At 70.1% G+C, this 16,195-nt stretch carries 14 protein-coding genes; 9 read left to right on the top strand and 5 right to left on the bottom strand.

Annotation, left to right across the window (positions count from 1 at the left end):
- Nucleotides 1-79: 79 nt before the first annotated feature.
- The 7 genes from BLA15945_RS32570 to BLA15945_RS32540 all read left to right on the top strand — a co-directional run bounded on the left by BLA15945_RS32570 (nucleotide 80) and on the right by BLA15945_RS32540 (nucleotide 7,530).
- Nucleotides 80-1,036: a sugar kinase gene (locus BLA15945_RS32570; RefSeq protein ID WP_174994293.1), complete on the top strand. Its 957-nt coding sequence runs from the start codon at nucleotides 80-82 to the stop codon at nucleotides 1,034-1,036.
- Nucleotides 1,024-2,388 carry a D-tagatose-bisphosphate aldolase, class II, non-catalytic subunit gene (locus BLA15945_RS32565; protein ID WP_174994292.1) on the top strand — a complete coding sequence of 455 codons (1,365 nt, stop codon included), beginning with the start codon at nucleotides 1,024-1,026 and terminating at the stop codon, nucleotides 2,386-2,388. Before BLA15945_RS32570 ends, BLA15945_RS32565 begins: the two co-directional genes overlap by 13 nt.
- Nucleotides 2,389-2,449: 61 nt before the next feature.
- Nucleotides 2,450-3,775 carry an ABC transporter substrate-binding protein gene (locus tag BLA15945_RS32560; RefSeq protein WP_059233332.1) on the top strand — a complete coding sequence of 442 codons (1,326 nt, stop codon included), beginning with the start codon at nucleotides 2,450-2,452 and terminating at the stop codon, nucleotides 3,773-3,775.
- Between the two features lie 114 nt (nucleotides 3,776-3,889).
- Nucleotides 3,890-4,837, top strand: a complete 948-nt coding sequence (locus BLA15945_RS32555; protein ID WP_059233333.1) for a carbohydrate ABC transporter permease — start codon at nucleotides 3,890-3,892, stop codon at nucleotides 4,835-4,837.
- Entirely contained in the window at nucleotides 4,834-5,685 is an 852-nt protein-coding gene (locus BLA15945_RS32550; RefSeq protein ID WP_059233334.1) for a carbohydrate ABC transporter permease, read from the top strand. The genes BLA15945_RS32555 and BLA15945_RS32550 overlap by 4 nt, the downstream gene beginning before the upstream one ends.
- Complete coding sequence (locus BLA15945_RS32545) at nucleotides 5,682-6,365, top strand: HAD family hydrolase (RefSeq protein WP_059233335.1); 684 nt, start codon at nucleotides 5,682-5,684, stop codon at nucleotides 6,363-6,365. The genes BLA15945_RS32550 and BLA15945_RS32545 overlap by 4 nt, the downstream gene beginning before the upstream one ends.
- Before the next feature lie 55 nt (nucleotides 6,366-6,420).
- On the top strand, nucleotides 6,421-7,530 hold the full coding sequence (locus BLA15945_RS32540) for an ABC transporter ATP-binding protein (RefSeq protein WP_059233336.1): 1,110 nt from the start codon (nucleotides 6,421-6,423) through the stop codon (nucleotides 7,528-7,530).
- Nucleotides 7,531-7,549: 19 nt separating this feature from the next.
- Here BLA15945_RS32540 and BLA15945_RS32535 read toward each other — a convergent pair whose 3' ends face one another.
- Nucleotides 7,550-8,434: a LysR family transcriptional regulator gene (locus BLA15945_RS32535; protein WP_174994291.1), complete on the bottom strand. Its 885-nt coding sequence runs from the start codon at nucleotides 8,432-8,434 to the stop codon at nucleotides 7,550-7,552.
- Nucleotides 8,435-8,547: 113 nt separating this feature from the next.
- Between BLA15945_RS32535 and BLA15945_RS32530 the strand changes: the two genes are divergently transcribed.
- Together BLA15945_RS32530 and BLA15945_RS32525 are read left to right on the top strand one after the other, a co-directional pair.
- Nucleotides 8,548-9,744 carry a serine hydrolase domain-containing protein gene (locus BLA15945_RS32530; RefSeq protein WP_174994290.1) on the top strand — a complete coding sequence of 399 codons (1,197 nt, stop codon included), beginning with the start codon at nucleotides 8,548-8,550 and terminating at the stop codon, nucleotides 9,742-9,744.
- Nucleotides 9,741-10,952 (top strand): MFS transporter, encoded by a 1,212-nt coding sequence (locus BLA15945_RS32525; protein WP_174994289.1) that lies wholly within the window; start codon nucleotides 9,741-9,743, stop codon nucleotides 10,950-10,952. The genes BLA15945_RS32530 and BLA15945_RS32525 overlap by 4 nt, the downstream gene beginning before the upstream one ends.
- A 22-nt stretch (nucleotides 10,953-10,974) precedes the next feature.
- Here the strand turns inward: BLA15945_RS32525 and BLA15945_RS32520 are convergent, their stop codons facing one another.
- The 4 genes from BLA15945_RS32520 to BLA15945_RS32505 all read right to left on the bottom strand — a co-directional run bounded on the left by BLA15945_RS32520 (nucleotide 10,975) and on the right by BLA15945_RS32505 (nucleotide 16,119).
- Nucleotides 10,975-11,988 carry a sugar-binding transcriptional regulator gene (locus BLA15945_RS32520; protein ID WP_081051894.1) on the bottom strand — a complete coding sequence of 338 codons (1,014 nt, stop codon included), beginning with the start codon at nucleotides 11,986-11,988 and terminating at the stop codon, nucleotides 10,975-10,977.
- Between the two features lie 63 nt (nucleotides 11,989-12,051).
- Nucleotides 12,052-13,533, bottom strand: coding sequence for a xylulokinase (gene xylB, locus BLA15945_RS32515; RefSeq protein ID WP_174994288.1), 1,482 nt, complete (start codon nucleotides 13,531-13,533; stop codon nucleotides 12,052-12,054).
- A 104-nt stretch (nucleotides 13,534-13,637) separates the two neighbouring features.
- Nucleotides 13,638-15,032 carry a D-arabinitol 4-dehydrogenase gene (gene dalD, locus BLA15945_RS32510; protein WP_174994287.1) on the bottom strand — a complete coding sequence of 465 codons (1,395 nt, stop codon included), beginning with the start codon at nucleotides 15,030-15,032 and terminating at the stop codon, nucleotides 13,638-13,640.
- Between the two features lie 175 nt (nucleotides 15,033-15,207).
- Entirely contained in the window at nucleotides 15,208-16,119 is a 912-nt protein-coding gene (locus BLA15945_RS32505) for a LysR family transcriptional regulator (protein WP_174994286.1), read from the bottom strand.
- Nucleotides 16,120-16,195: the final 76 nt, after the last annotated feature.

Here is a 16,195-nt window from a genome sequence, read left to right as displayed (position 1 = left end):
GCGCCACCCGCCGGCCGGCCCGCGACGCTGCGGCATCGCCGCGCGCCGCGGCCGCCGTCGTACCAGGAGGGGCCGCCTGATGGCCGAGATCGTCGTCGCAGGCGAACTGCTCGCCGAATTCGTCGCCGCCGAGCGCGGCCAGGGCTTCGAGACACCGGGCCTGTTCGCAGGACCGTTCCCGAGCGGTGCGCCGGCGATCTTCGCCGACCAGGCCGCGCGGCTCGGTGCGCGCGTCGCGTATGCGGGCTGCGTGGGCCGCGACGCGTTCGGCGATGCGATCGTCGCGCGGCTCGAACGCGACGGCGTCGACGTCGCGCGCATCCGCCGCGTCGCGCGCCCGACCGGCACCGCGTTCGTCGCATATCGCGACGACGGCACGCGCAGCTTCGTATTCACGCTGTCCACCAGCGCGGCCGCGTGCGTCGATGCATCCGACGTCGATAGCGCAATGTTCGACGGCTGCCGCTACTTCCACGTGATGGGCTCGTCGCTGACGAGCGAATCGGCGATCGCGGCCGTGCAGCGCGGCGTGATCGAGGCTGCGCGTGCCGGCGCGAAGGTGTCGTTCGATCCGAACGTGCGGCCCGAGATGCTGAGTTTCCGCCCGATGCGCGCGGCGCTCGACCAGATGCTCGCCGCGTGCCATCTGTTCCTGCCGAGCGAGGCCGACCTGCCGTTCTTCTGCGGGCCGCAGCCGGCCGAGCGCGCGATCGCAGGTTTGCTCGCGACGCATCCGCTGCTCGAGCGCGTCGTGCTGAAACGCGGCGCGCAAGGCAGCGTCGCGTTCGACCGCGCGAGCCGCGTCGACGCACCGGCCTTTCCGGTCGACGAAACCGACCCGACCGGCGCCGGCGACTGCTTCGGCGGCACGCTGGTCGCGGGCCTCGTCGCGGGCGTGCCGATCGAGGTCGCACTGCGCCGCGCGAACGCGGCCGGCGCGATCGCGGTCACGCGGCGCGGCCCGATGGAAGGCAACAGCAGTGCGGCCGAGATCGACCGCTTCCTGACCGAACGAGGTATCGCATGTCCGGCCTGACGACCCTTGCCGAACGCCCGCGCCATGCGCACGCGGACGCCGTGCTGCGGATGATCTTCGACGCGAACCGCGCGGACGCGCAGCGCGGCATCTATTCGATCTGCAGCGCGCACCGGCTCGTGCTGGAGGCCGCGTGCGAAGCCGCGCGCGCGGACGGCTCGCCTCTGTTGATCGAGGCGACCTGCAACCAGGTGAACCACCTCGGCGGCTATACGAGCATGACGCCGGCCGATTTCCGCCGCGACGTCGACGCGATCGCCGCGCGCTGCGGGCTTGCGCCGTCGGCGCTCGTGCTCGGCGGTGACCATCTCGGCCCGAACCCGTGGCGGCACCGTCGTGCGGCCGACGCGATGCGCGAGGCCGTCGCGATGGTCGCCGCGTATGTCGAGGCCGGCTTCGAAAAGATCCACCTCGATGCGAGCATGGCGTGCGCGGACGATCCCGAGCGGCTCGACGACCGGACGATCGCCGCGCGCGCGGCCGAGCTGTGCCGCGCGGCGGAAGATGCCGCCCGGCGCGCCGGCACGGCGCCCGTCTACGTGATCGGCACCGAGGTCCCGACGCCGGGCGGCGAAGTCAGCGGCGATGCGGGCGATGAAGCGGGCAGCGATGCGATCGCGCAAATCGCGGTCACGCGCAGCGACAGCATCGACGCGACGCTCGACGCGCACCGCCGCGCATTCGCGGCGGCCGGGCTCGACGACGCATGGACGCGCGTCGTCGCGATCGTCGCGCAGCCGGGCGTCGATTTCGACGATCGCCACGTGCTCGACTACGACAGTGCCAAGGCAGCGTCGCTTGGGGCGAGTATCCTGCATACACCACGCCTCGTGTTCGAGGCACATTCGACCGATTACCAGACCGAAGATGCGCTCGCCGCGCTCGTGCGCGACCACTTCGCGGTGTTGAAGGTCGGCCCCGCGCTGACGTTCGCGCTGCGCGAGGCCCTGTTTGCGCTGACCTTCATCGAGGAGGCGCTGATCGACGACGTCGCGCAGCGCTCGCGGTTGCGCGACGTCGTCGATGCCGCGATGCGTGCGCAGCCCGAACACTGGGCGCCGTACTACCGCGGCGACGAGAGCGCGCAGCGGCTCGCGCGCCAGTTCAGCTACAGCGACCGCATCCGCTACTACTGGCTGCAGCCGGCCGTCGCGGCCGCGGTAGAGCAACTGTTCGGCAACCTCGCGCGGCAGCCGGTGCCCGAGACGCTCGTCGCGCAGTGGCTGCCGGATGTCTACGCGGCATGCCGCGCGGGCGGGCTCGCGAAAGAGCCGCGCGCGTGGGTGCGCCACCGGATACGCGACGTGATCGCGCACTATGCGCGCGCGTGCGGCATGCAGCGGCCGGCATGACGGGCCGCGAAGGAAACGACGCAACACCGACGACACTTCGAACAAACACAGGAGACATGCCATGCAACGAAAGATGCTCGACGCCGCCGCACGCTGCTTCGCCGGAGCCGCGCTCGCGACGGCGGCCTGCGCCGCGTCCGCCGGCACGCTGACGATCGCGACGCTGAACAACCCCGACATGATCGAGCTGAAGAAGCTGTCGCCGGCATTCGAGAAGGCGAACCCGGACATCAAGCTGAACTGGGTGATCCTCGAGGAGAACGTGCTGCGCCAGCGCGCGACGACCGACATCACGACCGGCAGCGGCCAGTTCGACGTGATGGCGATCGGCACCTACGAGACGCCGCAGTGGGGCAAGCGCGGCTGGCTCGCGCCGATCACGGGCCTGCCGGCCGATTACGACCTGAACGACATCGTGAAGACCGCGCGTGACAGCCTGTCGTACAACGGCCAGCTCTATGCGCTGCCGTTCTACGTCGAAAGCTCGATGACGTTCTACCGCAAGGACCTGTTCGCGGCGAAGGGGCTGAAGATGCCCGACCAGCCGACCTACGACCAGATCGCCGACTTCGCGGACAAGCTCACCGACAAGGCGAAGGGCACCTACGGGATCTGCCTGCGCGGCAAGGCCGGCTGGGGCGAGAACATGGCGTACGTGTCGACGGTCGTGAACACGTTCGGCGGGCGCTGGTTCGACGAGAACTGGAACGCGCAGCTCACGTCGCCCGAATGGAAGAAGGCGATCACGTTCTACGTGAACCTGCTGAAGAAGGACGGCCCGCCGGGAGCGAGCTCGAACGGTTTCAACGAGAACCTGACGCTGACCGCATCGGGCAAGTGCGCGATGTGGATCGATGCGACGGTCGCGGCCGGCATGCTCTACAACAAGCAGCAGTCGCAGGTGGCCGACAAGATCGGCTTCGCGGCCGCGCCGGTGGCGGCCACACCGAAGGGTTCGCACTGGCTGTGGGCATGGGCGCTGGCCGTGCCGAAGACGTCGAAGCAGCAGGACGCCGCGCGCAAGTTCATCGCGTGGGCGACGTCGAAGCAGTACATCGAGATGGCCGGCAAGGACGAAGGCTGGGCATCGGTGCCGCCGGGCACGCGCACGTCGACGTATCAGCGCCCCGAGTACAAGGCCGCCGCGCCGTTCTCGGACTTCGTGCTGAAGGCGATCGAGACGGCCGACCCGAACGATCCGTCGCTGAAGAAGGTGCCGTACACGGGCGTGCAGTACGTCGGGATTCCTGAATTCCAGTCGTTCGGCACGGTGGTCGGCCAGTCGATCGCCGGTGCGGTCGCGGGCCAGATGACGGTCGACCAGGCGCTCGCCGCCGGGCAGGCCGCGGCCGACCGCGCAGTGCGGCAGGCCGGCTACAAGAAGTAACGCTCAAGCAGTCACGCGGCCCGCAGCGTGCGCCGTTGCACACGCTGCGGGCCGGCGAAGCTGAAAGGCGGGCAGGTCGTTCGCGCCCGCGCATCAACCGGAGGGACTCCGATCATGCGTCACCTGCGTCTTCCCCTGAGTCACGCGCCGTCGGTCGGCGACGCGTCGTCGCCACCCGGCGCGCCGCGCCGCGCGCGCGGCGGCGCGAGCTGGCTCGTGTCGCCGTCCGTCGCGGTGCTGCTGCTGTGGATGTCGATTCCGCTCGCGATGACGATCTGGTATTCGTTCTCGCGCTACAACCTGCTGAACCCGGACGTGAAGGGCTTCGCGGGGCTCGACAACTACCGTTTCCTCGCGACCGATCCGTCGTTCCTGCCCGCGATCTGGCACACGCTCGTGCTGATCGGCGCGGTGCTCGCGATCACGGTGGTCGGCGGCGTGCTGATGGCCGTGCTGTTCGACCGCAAGTTCTACGGGCAGGGTGTTGCGCGCCTGCTCGCGATCGCGCCGTTCTTCGTGATGCCGACGGTGTCCGCGCTGATCTGGAAGAACATGATCCTGCATCCGGTATACGGGCTCGTCGCGAACGCGATGCGCGCGCTCGGGATGACGCCGATCGACTGGTTCGCCGATTACCCGCTCACCGCGGTGATCATCATCGTCGCGTGGCAGTGGCTGCCGTTCGCGTTCCTGATCCTGTTCACCGCGATCCAGTCGCTCGACCAGGAGCAGAAGGAAGCCGCGCGCATCGATGGCGCCGGCCCGATCGCGATGTTCTTCTACATCACGCTGCCGCACCTGAAGCGCGCGATCGCCGTGGTCGTGATGATGGAGACGATCTTCCTGCTGTCGATCTTCGCGGAAATCTATACGACGACCGGCGGCGGCCCCGGCGACGCAACGACCAACCTGTCCTACCTGATCTACGCGCTCGGCCTGCAGCAGTTCGACGTCGGCCTCGCGTCCGCGGGCGGCATCATCGCCGTCGTGGTCGCGAACGTCGTGTCGTTCTTCCTCGTGCGGATGCTCGCGCGCAACCTGAAGGGAGAGTACGAGAAATGAGCGACCTGACCTTCGAACGCCGGCGCGTGCCGGCCGTGTTCGACCTCGTGCGGCGCGCGCTGCCCGGCACGCTCGCGTGGCTGATCGCGCTGCTGCTGTTCTTCCCGATCTTCTGGATGGCGATCACCGCGTTCAAGACCGAGCAGCAGGCGTACGCGTCGACGCTGTTCTTCGTGCCGACGCTCGACAGCTTCCGCGAGGTGTTCGCGCGCAGCAACTACTTCGCGTTCGCGTGGAATTCGGTGCTGATCTCGGCGGGCGTCACGGTGATCTCGCTGCTGTTCGCGGTGCCGGCCGCGTACGCGATGGCGTTCTTCCCGAACCACCGCACGCAGAAGGTGCTGCTGTGGATGCTGTCGACGAAGATGATGCCGTCGGTCGGCGTGCTCGTGCCGATCTACCTGCTGTGGAAGAACGCGGGGCTGCTCGACACGGTGTCGGGGCTCGTGATCGTCTACACGCTGATCAACCTGCCGATCGCCGTGTGGATGACCTTCACGTACTTCAACGAAATTCCGAAGGACATCCTCGAAGCCGGGCGGATCGACGGCGCGTCGACATGGCAGGAGATCGTCTACCTGCTGATGCCGATGGCGCTGCCGGGGCTCGCGTCCACCGCGCTGCTGCTCGTGATCCTGTCGTGGAACGAGGCGTTCTGGAGCATCAACCTGTCGAGTTCGAACGCCGCGCCGCTGACCGTGTTCATCGCGTCTTATTCGAGCCCCGAAGGGTTGTTCTGGGCGAAGTTGTCCGCGGCTTCCCTGCTGGCCGTCGCGCCGATCCTGATCGTCGGCTGGCTGTCGCAGAAGCAGCTCGTGCGCGGGCTCACGTTCGGGGCGGTCAAATGAGCGTGAATATCCTGATCTGCGATTGCGACGGTGTGCTGATCGACAGCGAGGCCGTGGCCGCCGACGTGATCGTGCGCGAACTCGATGCGCGCTGGCCGGGCGTCGACGCGCGGCCGGCCGTGATGCCGCTGCTCGGGCTGCGCATCGAGCGCGTGCTGGCCGGCGCGGGCGAGGCCGTCGGCCGCACGCTGTCGGCCGCCGACGTCGAGGCGATCCGCCGCGCGGTCGAGGCGGCCGCCGTCAACGCGCCGATGGTCGAAGGCATCGACACGGCGCTCGCCGCGATCCCGTTGACGACGGCGTGCGCGAGCAACAGCTATCGCGCGTACGTCGAGGCGGCGCTCGCACGCACGGGCCTCGCGCGTTTCTTCGGCGACCGGCTGTTCTGCGCGGATTCGGTTGCGCGGCCGAAGCCGGCGCCCGACGTGTATCTCGCGGCTGCGCGCACGCTCGGCGCGGCGCCCGCACACTGCCTCGTCGTCGAGGACAGCGTGACCGGCATCACCGCGGCGGCCGCGGCCGGCATGACCGTGCTCGGCTTCGTCGGCGGCGGGCACGCGTCGGCGGCCCAGATCGACGCGCTGCGCAGCATCGGCGCGCGTCACGTATTCGACGACATGCACGAGCTGCCCGGCTACGTCGCGCGCTGGCAGGCGACGGGCGCGGTGCTGCCGAACTAGCAACGATTGCGCGCTGCCGGCAAGGCGGCGCATCACGAACGAACGGAGACAGATCATGGCAAGCGTGCTCCTGCGCAACATCGCGAAGCGCTACGACGACACCGAAGTGCTGCGCAACGTGAACCTCGACATCGCCGACGGCGAATTCGTCGTGTTCGTCGGGCCGAGCGGCTGCGGCAAATCCACGCTGATGCGGATGATTGCGGGCCTCGAGGATATTTCGAACGGCGACCTGCTGATCGATGGCGCGAAGGTCAACGACGTGCCGAGCGCGAAACGCGGCATCGCGATGGTGTTCCAGTCGTATGCGCTGTACCCGCACATGACGCTGTACGACAACATGGCATTCGGCCTCAAGCTCGCGGGCGCGAAAAAGCCCGAGATCGACCAGGCCGTGAAGCAGGCCGCGAAGATCCTGCACATCGATCACCTGCTCGACCGCAAGCCGAAGCAGCTGTCGGGCGGCCAGCGGCAGCGCGTCGCGATCGGCCGCGCCATTACGCGCAAGCCGAAGGTGTTTCTGTTCGACGAGCCGCTGTCGAACCTCGACGCCGCATTGCGCGTGAAGATGCGGCTGGAATTCGCGCGGCTGCACGACGAGCTGAAGACGACGATGATCTACGTGACGCACGACCAGGTCGAAGCGATGACGCTCGCGGACAAGATCGTCGTGCTGTCAGGCGGCGCGGTGCAGCAGGTCGGCACGCCGAACGCGTTGTATCACGCGCCGGCGAACCAGTTCGTCGCGGGCTTCATCGGCTCGCCGAAGATGAACTTCCTGAAGGGCACGGTCGAATCGGCCGATGCGGGCGGCGTGCTCGTGCGCTTCGACAGCGGCGAGACGCAGCGCGTCGCGGTGGAAGCGGCGGGGCTGCAACGCGGCGCCACGGTGACAGTCGGCGTGCGGCCCGAACACCTGCTGGTCGATGCAGCCGGCACGGGCGTTGCCGCCCGGACGATGGCCGTCGAATCGCTCGGCGATGCCGCGTACCTGTATGCGGAGTCGGCCGTTGCGCCGGACGGGCTGATCGCGCGGATTCCGCCGCTCGACACGTATCGCACCGGCGAGGCACTGCGCGTGCACGCTCAGGCCGAGCACTGTCATCTGTTCGACGAGCACGGTCAGGCGTTCCGCCGGCTGAGCGCGCACGCAAAGGCCGCGTGACGGGCGGCGCCGGCGCCGCTCAGATGCGCAGGTGTTCGGCCATGTAGTCGACGAACGCACGCAGCTTCGGCGTCGGGTGCCGGCCCGACGGCCACAGCACGTAAACCGGCGTGCAGCTCGCGACGTGTTCGTCGAGCACCGCGTGCAGCGTGCCGTCGGCGAGCGCGTCGCGCACGAAGAAGATGGGCAGGCACGCGATGCCGAGCCCGCGCAGCACGAAGCACAGCCGCGCTTCCGCGCTGTTGCTGACCATCGCGACCGGCACCTCGGGCAGCGTGCCCGCGCGCGGCGCGCGCAGCGGCCAGGTCTCGAGCTTGCCGCTGGTCGGGAAGCGGTAGTGCAGGCAGCGGTGCTGCGCGAGATCGGCCGGCGTGCGCGGTGTGCCGTGCCGGTCGAGATAGTCGGGCGACGCGACGAGGTGCTGGCGAAAGTGGCCGAGCAGCCGCGACGACAAGCGCGAATCCGACGGCTGGCCGGTGCGCAGCACCGCGTCGAACCCTTCGTCGACGACGTCGACGAGCCGGTCGCTGAAATCGATGTCGAGTTCGATCTCCGGATACGCGGCCATGAAATCGGCGAGCACCGGCAACAGCAGCGTGCCGATCGTCGGCAGGCTCACGCGTAGCCGCCCGCGCGGCGCTTCCGCGCTGTGCGTCAGTTCCTGTTCGGCCGCGTCGATCTCGGCGATCACGCGCCGGCACCGTTCGAGAAAGCGTGCGCCTTCGGCCGTCAGCGTGATGCTGCGCGTGCTGCGGTGAAAGAGCCGCACGTTCAGGCGCGCCTCGAGCCGCGCGATGCGCTTGCCGATCGCCGATGCCGACAGCCCGAGCGCGCGGCCCGCCGCGACGAAGCTGCGCGTTTCCGCGACCTGAACGAACACGACGAAGCCGCCCAGATTTTCCATGCAGGTTCCCGATTGCGGACTTCCACGTCCGGATTGTCCGGAACTCTAACCCGGTTTTTCTTCTTGCGTCGGCTCCCTACGATGAGCGCTCGTTCACCGTATGAGGTCACGTCATGTCATCCCTGCCTGTCACCGCTTTCCGCGTGGCACCGGACGCCGCGTTGCGCCACCGGCTCGACGACGCACTCGATCGCGCGCTCGCCGACGAGCGCATGGTCGGCGCGGTCGTGCGGGTCGCCCAGGACGGCGAGCTGCGCTATGCGCGCGCCGTCGGGCTCGCCGATCGCGAAGCCGGCACGCCGATGCGGGAAGACGCGCTGTTCCGTCTGTCGTCGGTCACGAAGCCGGTCGTGGCGGCCGCCGCGATGCGGCTCGTCGCGGCGGGACGCATCACGCTCGACGAACCGGTCGCTCGCTGGTTGCCCGAATTCCGCCCGACGTTGACCGACGGCACGCCTGCCGTCATCACGTTGCGTCATCTGCTGTCGCATACGGCCGGCCTCGGCTACCGCTTCCTCGAAGCGGACGGCGACGGCCCGTATGCGCGCGCGGGCGTGTCCGACGGAATGGATCGCGCGGGGCTCTCGCTTGCCGAAAACCTGCGGCGCATCGCCAGCGTGCCGCTGCAGTTCGCGCCGGGCACGTCGTGGGGCTATTCGCTCGCGCTCGACGTGGTCGGCGCGCTGATCGAGGCGGTCGACGGGCGGCCGCTCGCCGACGCGGTGGCCGAGCGCGTCACGACACCGCTCGGGATGACCGACACCGCGTTCGTCGCGCACGACGCCGCACGCTTCGCGACGCCATACGTGACCACGCCGGGCGCGCCGCGCCGGATGGCGGACGTCGATCTCGTACCGGTGTTCGACGGCACGATCGGCATCCGTTTCGAGCCGGCGCGCGTGTTCGATGCCGATGCCTGGCCGTCGGGCGGCGCGGGGATGGCCGGCACCGCGCGCGACTGCGTGACGCTGCTCGACGCGTTGCGCACGGGCCGCGACGGCTGGCTCGACCCCGCATGGGGCGACGAGATGGCGCGTGTCCAGCCGGGGGCGCACGAACTGCCGGACGCGCCCGGTTTCGGCTTCGGGCTCGGCTTTTCGGTGTTGCGCGATCCGGCCGCCGCGCAGTCGCCGGAGTCGGTCGGCACCTGGCGCGGCGGTGGCGCGTACGGGCATACGTGGTTCGTCGACCGCGCGGCCGGGCTGACGGTCGTTGCGCTGACCAACACGCTGTACAAGGGCCTCGACGGACGGATCGTGACCGCGGTGCGCGATGCGGTCTACGGCGTCGAAACCGGGAGCGCGTCATGAGCGATTGCCCGTTGATGGACGACCGGGTTGCCGGCCAGCCGGCGCAGGCGAGCGAACGCCTGCCGGTCTCGAACCTGCTGGCGCTCGCGACGGCCGGCTTCATCACGATCCTCACCGAAGCGTTGCCGGCGGGCCTCTTGCCGCTGATGAGCGCCGACCTGCGCGTGCCCGAGGCGCTGATCGGCCAGCTCGTGACCGTGTATGCGCTCGGCTCGATCGTCGCGGCGATTCCGCTCGTTGCCGCGACGCGCGCGATGCGGCGTCGCGGCCTGCTGCTCGCGGCGCTGGCCGGCTTCGTCGTGTCGAATGCGGTGACGGCCGTGTCGCCGTACTACGCGCTCACGCTTGCCGCGCGCTTCGTCGCGGGCATGGCGGCCGGGCTGCTGTGGGCGCTGCTGGCCGGCTATGCGAGCCGGATGGTCGATGCGTCGCTGCGCGGCCGCGCGATCGCGGTCGCGATGCTCGGCGCGCCGGTGGCGATGTCGATCGGTATTCCGGCCGGCACCGCGCTGGGCGCGGCGTTCGGCTGGCGCGTCGCGTTCGCGGGCATCACGCTGGCGGCGCTTGCGCTGATCGGCTGGATCCGCGTGCGCGTGCCCGACTATCCGGGGCAGCCGGCCGGCGCGCGCGAGCCGGTGCTCGGCGTGATGGCGCTGCCCGGCGTGCGGCCGGTGCTGACGGTGATGTTCGCGTACGTGCTCGCGCACAACATGCTGTACACGTACGTCGCGCCGTTCCTCGCGGGCGTGCGCATGGGCGCGCAGGTCGATGTGGTGCTGTTCGTGTTCGGCATCGCGTCGCTGGCCGGCATCGCGCTGACGGGTGCATGGATCGGCGCCGCGCAACGACGCCTGACGCTCGCCAGCATCGCGCTGTTCGCGCTGGCGGCCGCGCTGCTCGGCGCGGGTTCCGGGATGACGATCGTCTATGCGGGCGTCGTGCTGTGGGGGCTCGCGTTCGGCGGCGCGCCGACGCTGTTCCAGACGGCCACCGCGAACGCGGCCGGGGAGTCGGCCGATGTCGCGCAGTCGATGCTCGTGACGGTATGGAATCTCGCGATCGCCGGCGGCGGCATCGCGGGCGGGATGCTGCTCGGCGCCACGGGTGCCGGCGCGATTCCGTGGGTGCTCGTCGTGCTGCTGGCGGCCGCGTGGGTCGGCGCGTGGCGCGCGCGCCGGCATGCGTTTCCGGCGCCGCGCGCGGCCTGAGACAGCGCGTTCGACGGCGGCGTCAGGCCGCCTTCGCGTCGAGCGCGGCGCGTGCGCAGGTTTCGTCGGTGACGAGCCCCGACAGCCAGCCGCCACGCAGTGCGGCAATCACCGCGTCGCGTTTTTTCGGGCCGCCGGCGAATGCGATCGTCGGCAGCTTCGGCGGCGTGGCGAGCGCCACGCTCGTCACGCGCGCGCTGGTCGACACGGTGATCTGCGTACCCTGCGCGTCGATCGGCACGCCGAGCAGTTCGGCCACCGCGCCGAGCGCAGTCATCTCGTCGCGCTCCTGCTCGGTGATGAAGCCGTCTTCGTAGAGCGGGCAGTGCGGGCCGATGTTGCCGATCCCGACGAACGCGACGTCGGCTTCGCCCGACAGCGCCTCGACGATCCGGTACAGCCGGTGATTGCACCACTGCGCGCGTTCCGCGTTGCTGTCGGCGAACAGCGGCGCGGGCAGCAGGAAATGCTTGCTGCCGGTTTTCTCCGAGATGTACTGCGCGACGTCGTAGCGGTTCGACGAACCGTCGGCCGCGATCGCGCCGACCATCGACACGAGCCGGTGCTGCGGGCGGTCGATCTGCGCGATCTGCGCGACCGCGGCCTTCAGCGTCCGGCCGCTGCTGACCGCGATCACCATCGGCCGGGTTTCGTTCAGGTAGCGCTCCATCACCTGCGCGCCGGCGACCGCGAGCTTGCGGTCGATCGCGTCGGGCGCATCGGTGTCGACGGGCACGACTTCGCACATCGCGAGGCCGTAGCGCTTCGACAACTGCGCGCCGAGATCGAGGCAGTCGGCAAGCTGGTGGTCGACGCGCACGCGGATCAGGTTCTTCTCGACCGCGAACGCGACGAGGCGCTGCGCGACGGGACGCGATACCTGCAGCTTTTCGGCGATTTCGTTCTGCGTGTCGCCCGCGACGTAATAGAGCCACGCGGCGCGCGTGGCGAGATCGAGTTTTTCTGAGGACTTGGACACGATAGCGATTCGGTTCGGATCTGGGGGCCGCCCCGCGGACCGGCCGGCGGGCCGCATGACGGCATCCACTGTACCGCATGTCGCGCGCGCGGCCGATGGCCGGGCGCACGGCCGCGGCGCCTACGCGAGTCGTGCGCGCGACGGTTCGTACAGCGGGCGCACGTGGCGGTACAGCGTCCGGAATGCGTCGAGGCGTTCGCGCAGCAGTGCATGGCGGGCGGCGTCCGGTGCATATTCGGCGCGCACCGGCGGCTTGGTCAGCACCGTATGCGGATCGCCGCCGGCGGCCAGCCAGCCGAGCCGTGCCGCCCCCAGCGCCGCGCCCGTTTCGCCGCCGCCGATCTGGCGCGTGCTGACGTTCAGCGCGTCCGCGATCAGTTGCGCCCAGAACGCGCTGCGCGCGCCGCCGCCGATCAGCGACAACCGGTCGGTTTCGACGCCGGCTGCGTGCAGCGCGTCGAGGCCGTCGGCAAGGCCGAGCGTCACGCCTTCGAGCACCGCGTAGCCGAGGTGCGCGCGTTCGGTCGCGTGCGTCATCCCGAAGAACACGCCCTGCGCGTACGGATCGTTGTGCGGCGTGCGCTCGCCGGACAGGTAGGGCAGGAACAGCGGGGCCGTCGCGAGCGCGTTGGGGTCGAGCGCCTCGACTTCGGCGAGCAGCGCGGGCTCGTCGGTGCCGGTCAGCTTGCAGACCCAGCGCAGGCAGCTCGCGGCCGACAGCACGACGCTCATCAGTTGCCAGCGATCGGGAATCGCGTGGCAGAACGCGTGCACGGCCGATGCGGGATTCGGCATGAAGCGGTCGCCGACCACGCTCAGCACGCCGGACGTGCCGAGCGATACGAAGCCGTCGCCCGCATGGATCGCGCCGATGCCGAGCGCGCTCGTCGCGTTGTCGCCGCCGCCGCCCGCGACCAGGACGGCCTCCGACAGCCCGAGTTCGCGGGCGACGTCCGCACGCAGCGTGCCGGACGGCGCGTTGCCCTCGACGATGCGGGGCATCTGGTCGCGCGTCATCCCGCACGCGGCGAGCAGCGCGTCGGACCAGTCGCGGCGCGCGACGTCGAGCCACAGCGTGCCGGCGGCGTCCGATGGATCGGACACTTTCGCGCCGGTCAGCCGGAACCGCAGGTAGTCCTTCGGCATCAGCACGCACGCGGTTGCCGCGAACACGTCGGGTTCGTGCTTCGCGACCCACAGCAGTTTCGGCGCGGTGAAGCCGGGCATCGCGAGGTTGCCGGCCAGTGCATGGAGATCGGGCGCGCGCTCGGTGAGCAGTGCGCATTCGTCGGCGCTGCGCATGTCGTTCCACAGGATCGCGGGCCGCAGCACGCGATCGTCGCGGTCGAGCAGCACGGCGCCGTGCATCTGGCCCGACAGGCCGATGCCGCGCACCTGCGCGAACGCTTGGCGGTGCCGTTCGCGCAGCGCCGCGAGCGCGGCGAGCGTGCCGTGCCACCAGTCGTCCGGATGCTGCTCGGCCCAGCGCGGGTGCGGCCGCGACACGGTGAACGGCGAGCCGGCGGTGCCGACGACCGCGCCGTCCGGGGCGAGCAGCAGCACCTTCACTTCCGAGGTGCCGAGGTCGATGCCGAGATACATGAGCGATCCGTTCCGTCAGAGAGGAGCCGCTACTTTAGCCGTGCCGCCCGGCCTGTGCCAAGCGGGTTCGCCCGGCCGGGCGGCCGGGCGCCGGCGTGCGCGCATCAGCGCGCCGCGAGCCATGCGTCGACGCGCGCGAGCCCGGCGCGCAGCGCCTCGAACAGCGCCGCGTTGCCCGCGAGCGAGCCCCACAGCGGGCGGCTTGCGCACAGCGCGACGGCCGGGTCGTCGGCGTCGACGATCGCGCGCGCGGCGCTGTCGTCCATCACGCCGTCCTGGTACGCATATGGCAGCGTGCCGCGCGCCCAGCGTTCGAGAAAGCGCAGGAACAGCGCGGGCAGCACCGCGGTGGCGACCGGCGCCGCGCCGCGCGCGAACGATTCGACGAGCGTCGGCGCGATGAAGCCGGGGATCTTCGAGAAGCCGTCGGCGGCGACGCGCTGGTTCGTGTCGAGCACGTACGGGTTGCCGAAGCGCTCGAGCACGACGTCGCGGTAGCGCGCGAGATCGAGCGGGCTGGGCGTGAGGCACGGGATCACGTCCTGCGTCACGTAGTCGTGCGCGAAGCGGCGGATCGCCGCGTCGTGCGTGCCTTCGTGGATGTAGGTGTGGCCCGCGAGCGTGCCGGCCCACGCGATGCAGCTGTGGGTCGCGTTGAGGATGCGGATCTTCGCTTCCTCGTACGGATGCACGTCGTCGACGAGCTCGGCGCCGGCCAGTTCCCAGCGCGGCCGGCCGGCCGCGAAGCGGTCCTCGATCACCCACTGGATGAACGATTCGCCCATCACCGGGCACGCATCGTCGAAGCCGGTGGCCGCGCGCACACGCTCGCGCACGTCGGCGGTCGGGCGCGGCGTGATGCGGTCGACCATCGCGCTCGGCGTCGCGACGTGCGCGTCGAACCATGCGAGCAGGTCGGCCTGCCCGCGCCGTTCGAGGAATTCGCGCATCCCCGCGCGAAAGCGCGCGCCGTTGTTGCGCAGGTTGTCGCAGCTCTGCAGCGTGAGCGGGCCCGCGTCACGCTGCGCGCGTTCGGCGAGCAGCGCCGCGAGCGCACCGTACAGCGTCGTGCGCGCGCCCTGCAGGTCGGCGGCGAGATCGGCGTTCGCGAGGTCGAGCCGGTTGTGTTCGTCGAGGTAGTAGCCGCCTTCGGTGACGGTGAACGACACGATCCGGCAGGCCGGGTCGGCGCCGGCGTCGATCAGCGCGGCGAGGTCGAGCGACCACGGCAGCACGCGCGTGATCGCGCGGATCGTCTCGTAGGCGCGTTCGCCTTGCGGCGTGACGGTTTCGAGCGTGTATTCGCCGTGCTGCGCGGCGAGCGCGTCCATCGTCGCGCGCATGTCGTCGCGGATGTTGCCGACGCTCAACGACCAGCGTTCGCCGGCCGGCACGGCCGCGTTCACGCGATGCAGATACCACGCCTGGTGCGCGCGGTGAAACGAGCCTGCGCCGATGTGCAGCAGCACGGGCGCGCGGGCAGAGGACGATTCGCTCATCCGGTGTCTCCTGTTCGTGCCTGTCTTTCCAGTCGAATACGATCATTTGCTCTTTATGTGAGCGAATGATCGTATTCAGGCGAGCGAAAGTCAAGGCGGGGAAACGGCATTTCGATGGTGCGCTGCGGTGGCGCGCGGCCAGGGCGAGCGCGAAAGGCCGGACGGAAAAACGGCGTCAGCGCCCTTCGCGCGTCAGCGCGACGAGTTCGTCGAGCAGCTTGCCGGCCGGCCCCGGCAGGATGCCGTGGCGGCGCCGGAACGCGGTGAGCGTGCGCACCGCGACGACTTCACGCACGGGCAGCGTATCGATCGTGCCGGCGCGCTGTTCGGCGCCGTACATCGGCTCGGCCATCCAGCTCAGGAAGCCCGCGTGCGCCACGAGGCTCTTCAGCGTCGTGACCGAGCGCGTTTCGACCGCGATGTCGGGCAGCGCGAGCCCGTGCGCGTCGAAGGTCGCGCGCATGTGGTCGAACGGCGCGGTGCCGCGCGGCGGAATCGCCCAGCGCGCGTGCAGCGTATCGGCGAGCGTCGGCGCGCGGCCGAGCGCGCGCAGCGGATGGTGCGGCGCCGCAACGATGTGGCTGCGATCTTCCCAGCGGCATTCGGGAATCGCGACGATCTCGTCGGTATCGGGACCGTGCGCGGACAGCGCGAGATCGATCTCGTGCTTGTTCAGCCCTTCCGCGAGCCGGTCCCACACACCTTCGATGATCTCGACACGCAGGTTCGGCCAGCGGTCAAGCACGCGGCCGACCGCGACCGGCAGCACCAGGCTCGCGATGCTGCCCACCGTGCCGACCTTGATCGTGCCCTTCGCGAACCCGCGCATCGCGTCGAGCTCCTCGCGCGCATGCTCGGCCTCATGCTGCAGCAGCGTCGCATGCGGCAGCAGCGCTTCGCCGAACGCGGTGAGCTGCACGCCCTTCGAGTGGCGCTCGAACAGCGGCGCGCCGACCTGGTCCTCGAGCCGCTTCAGGATCCGGCTCAGCGCCGGCTGCGTCACATGCAGCGCGTCGGCCGCGCGGCCGAGGCTGCCGCACGCGACGATCGTCGTGAACGCGCGCAATTGTCGGAGATCGAAAGTCATGCCGGAACGTAATGGCTTTGGACAGAAAATACAGTATCCGAGAATGGCTTGCACTTCGATACTGTGGAAACCGCCA

Origin of the sequence: Burkholderia arboris, assembly GCF_902499125.1 — a bacterium.
In the GTDB taxonomy this organism is placed as follows: Bacteria; Pseudomonadota; Gammaproteobacteria; order Burkholderiales; family Burkholderiaceae; genus Burkholderia; species Burkholderia arboris.
This window is presented reverse-complemented; position numbering and strand designations above follow the sequence as displayed.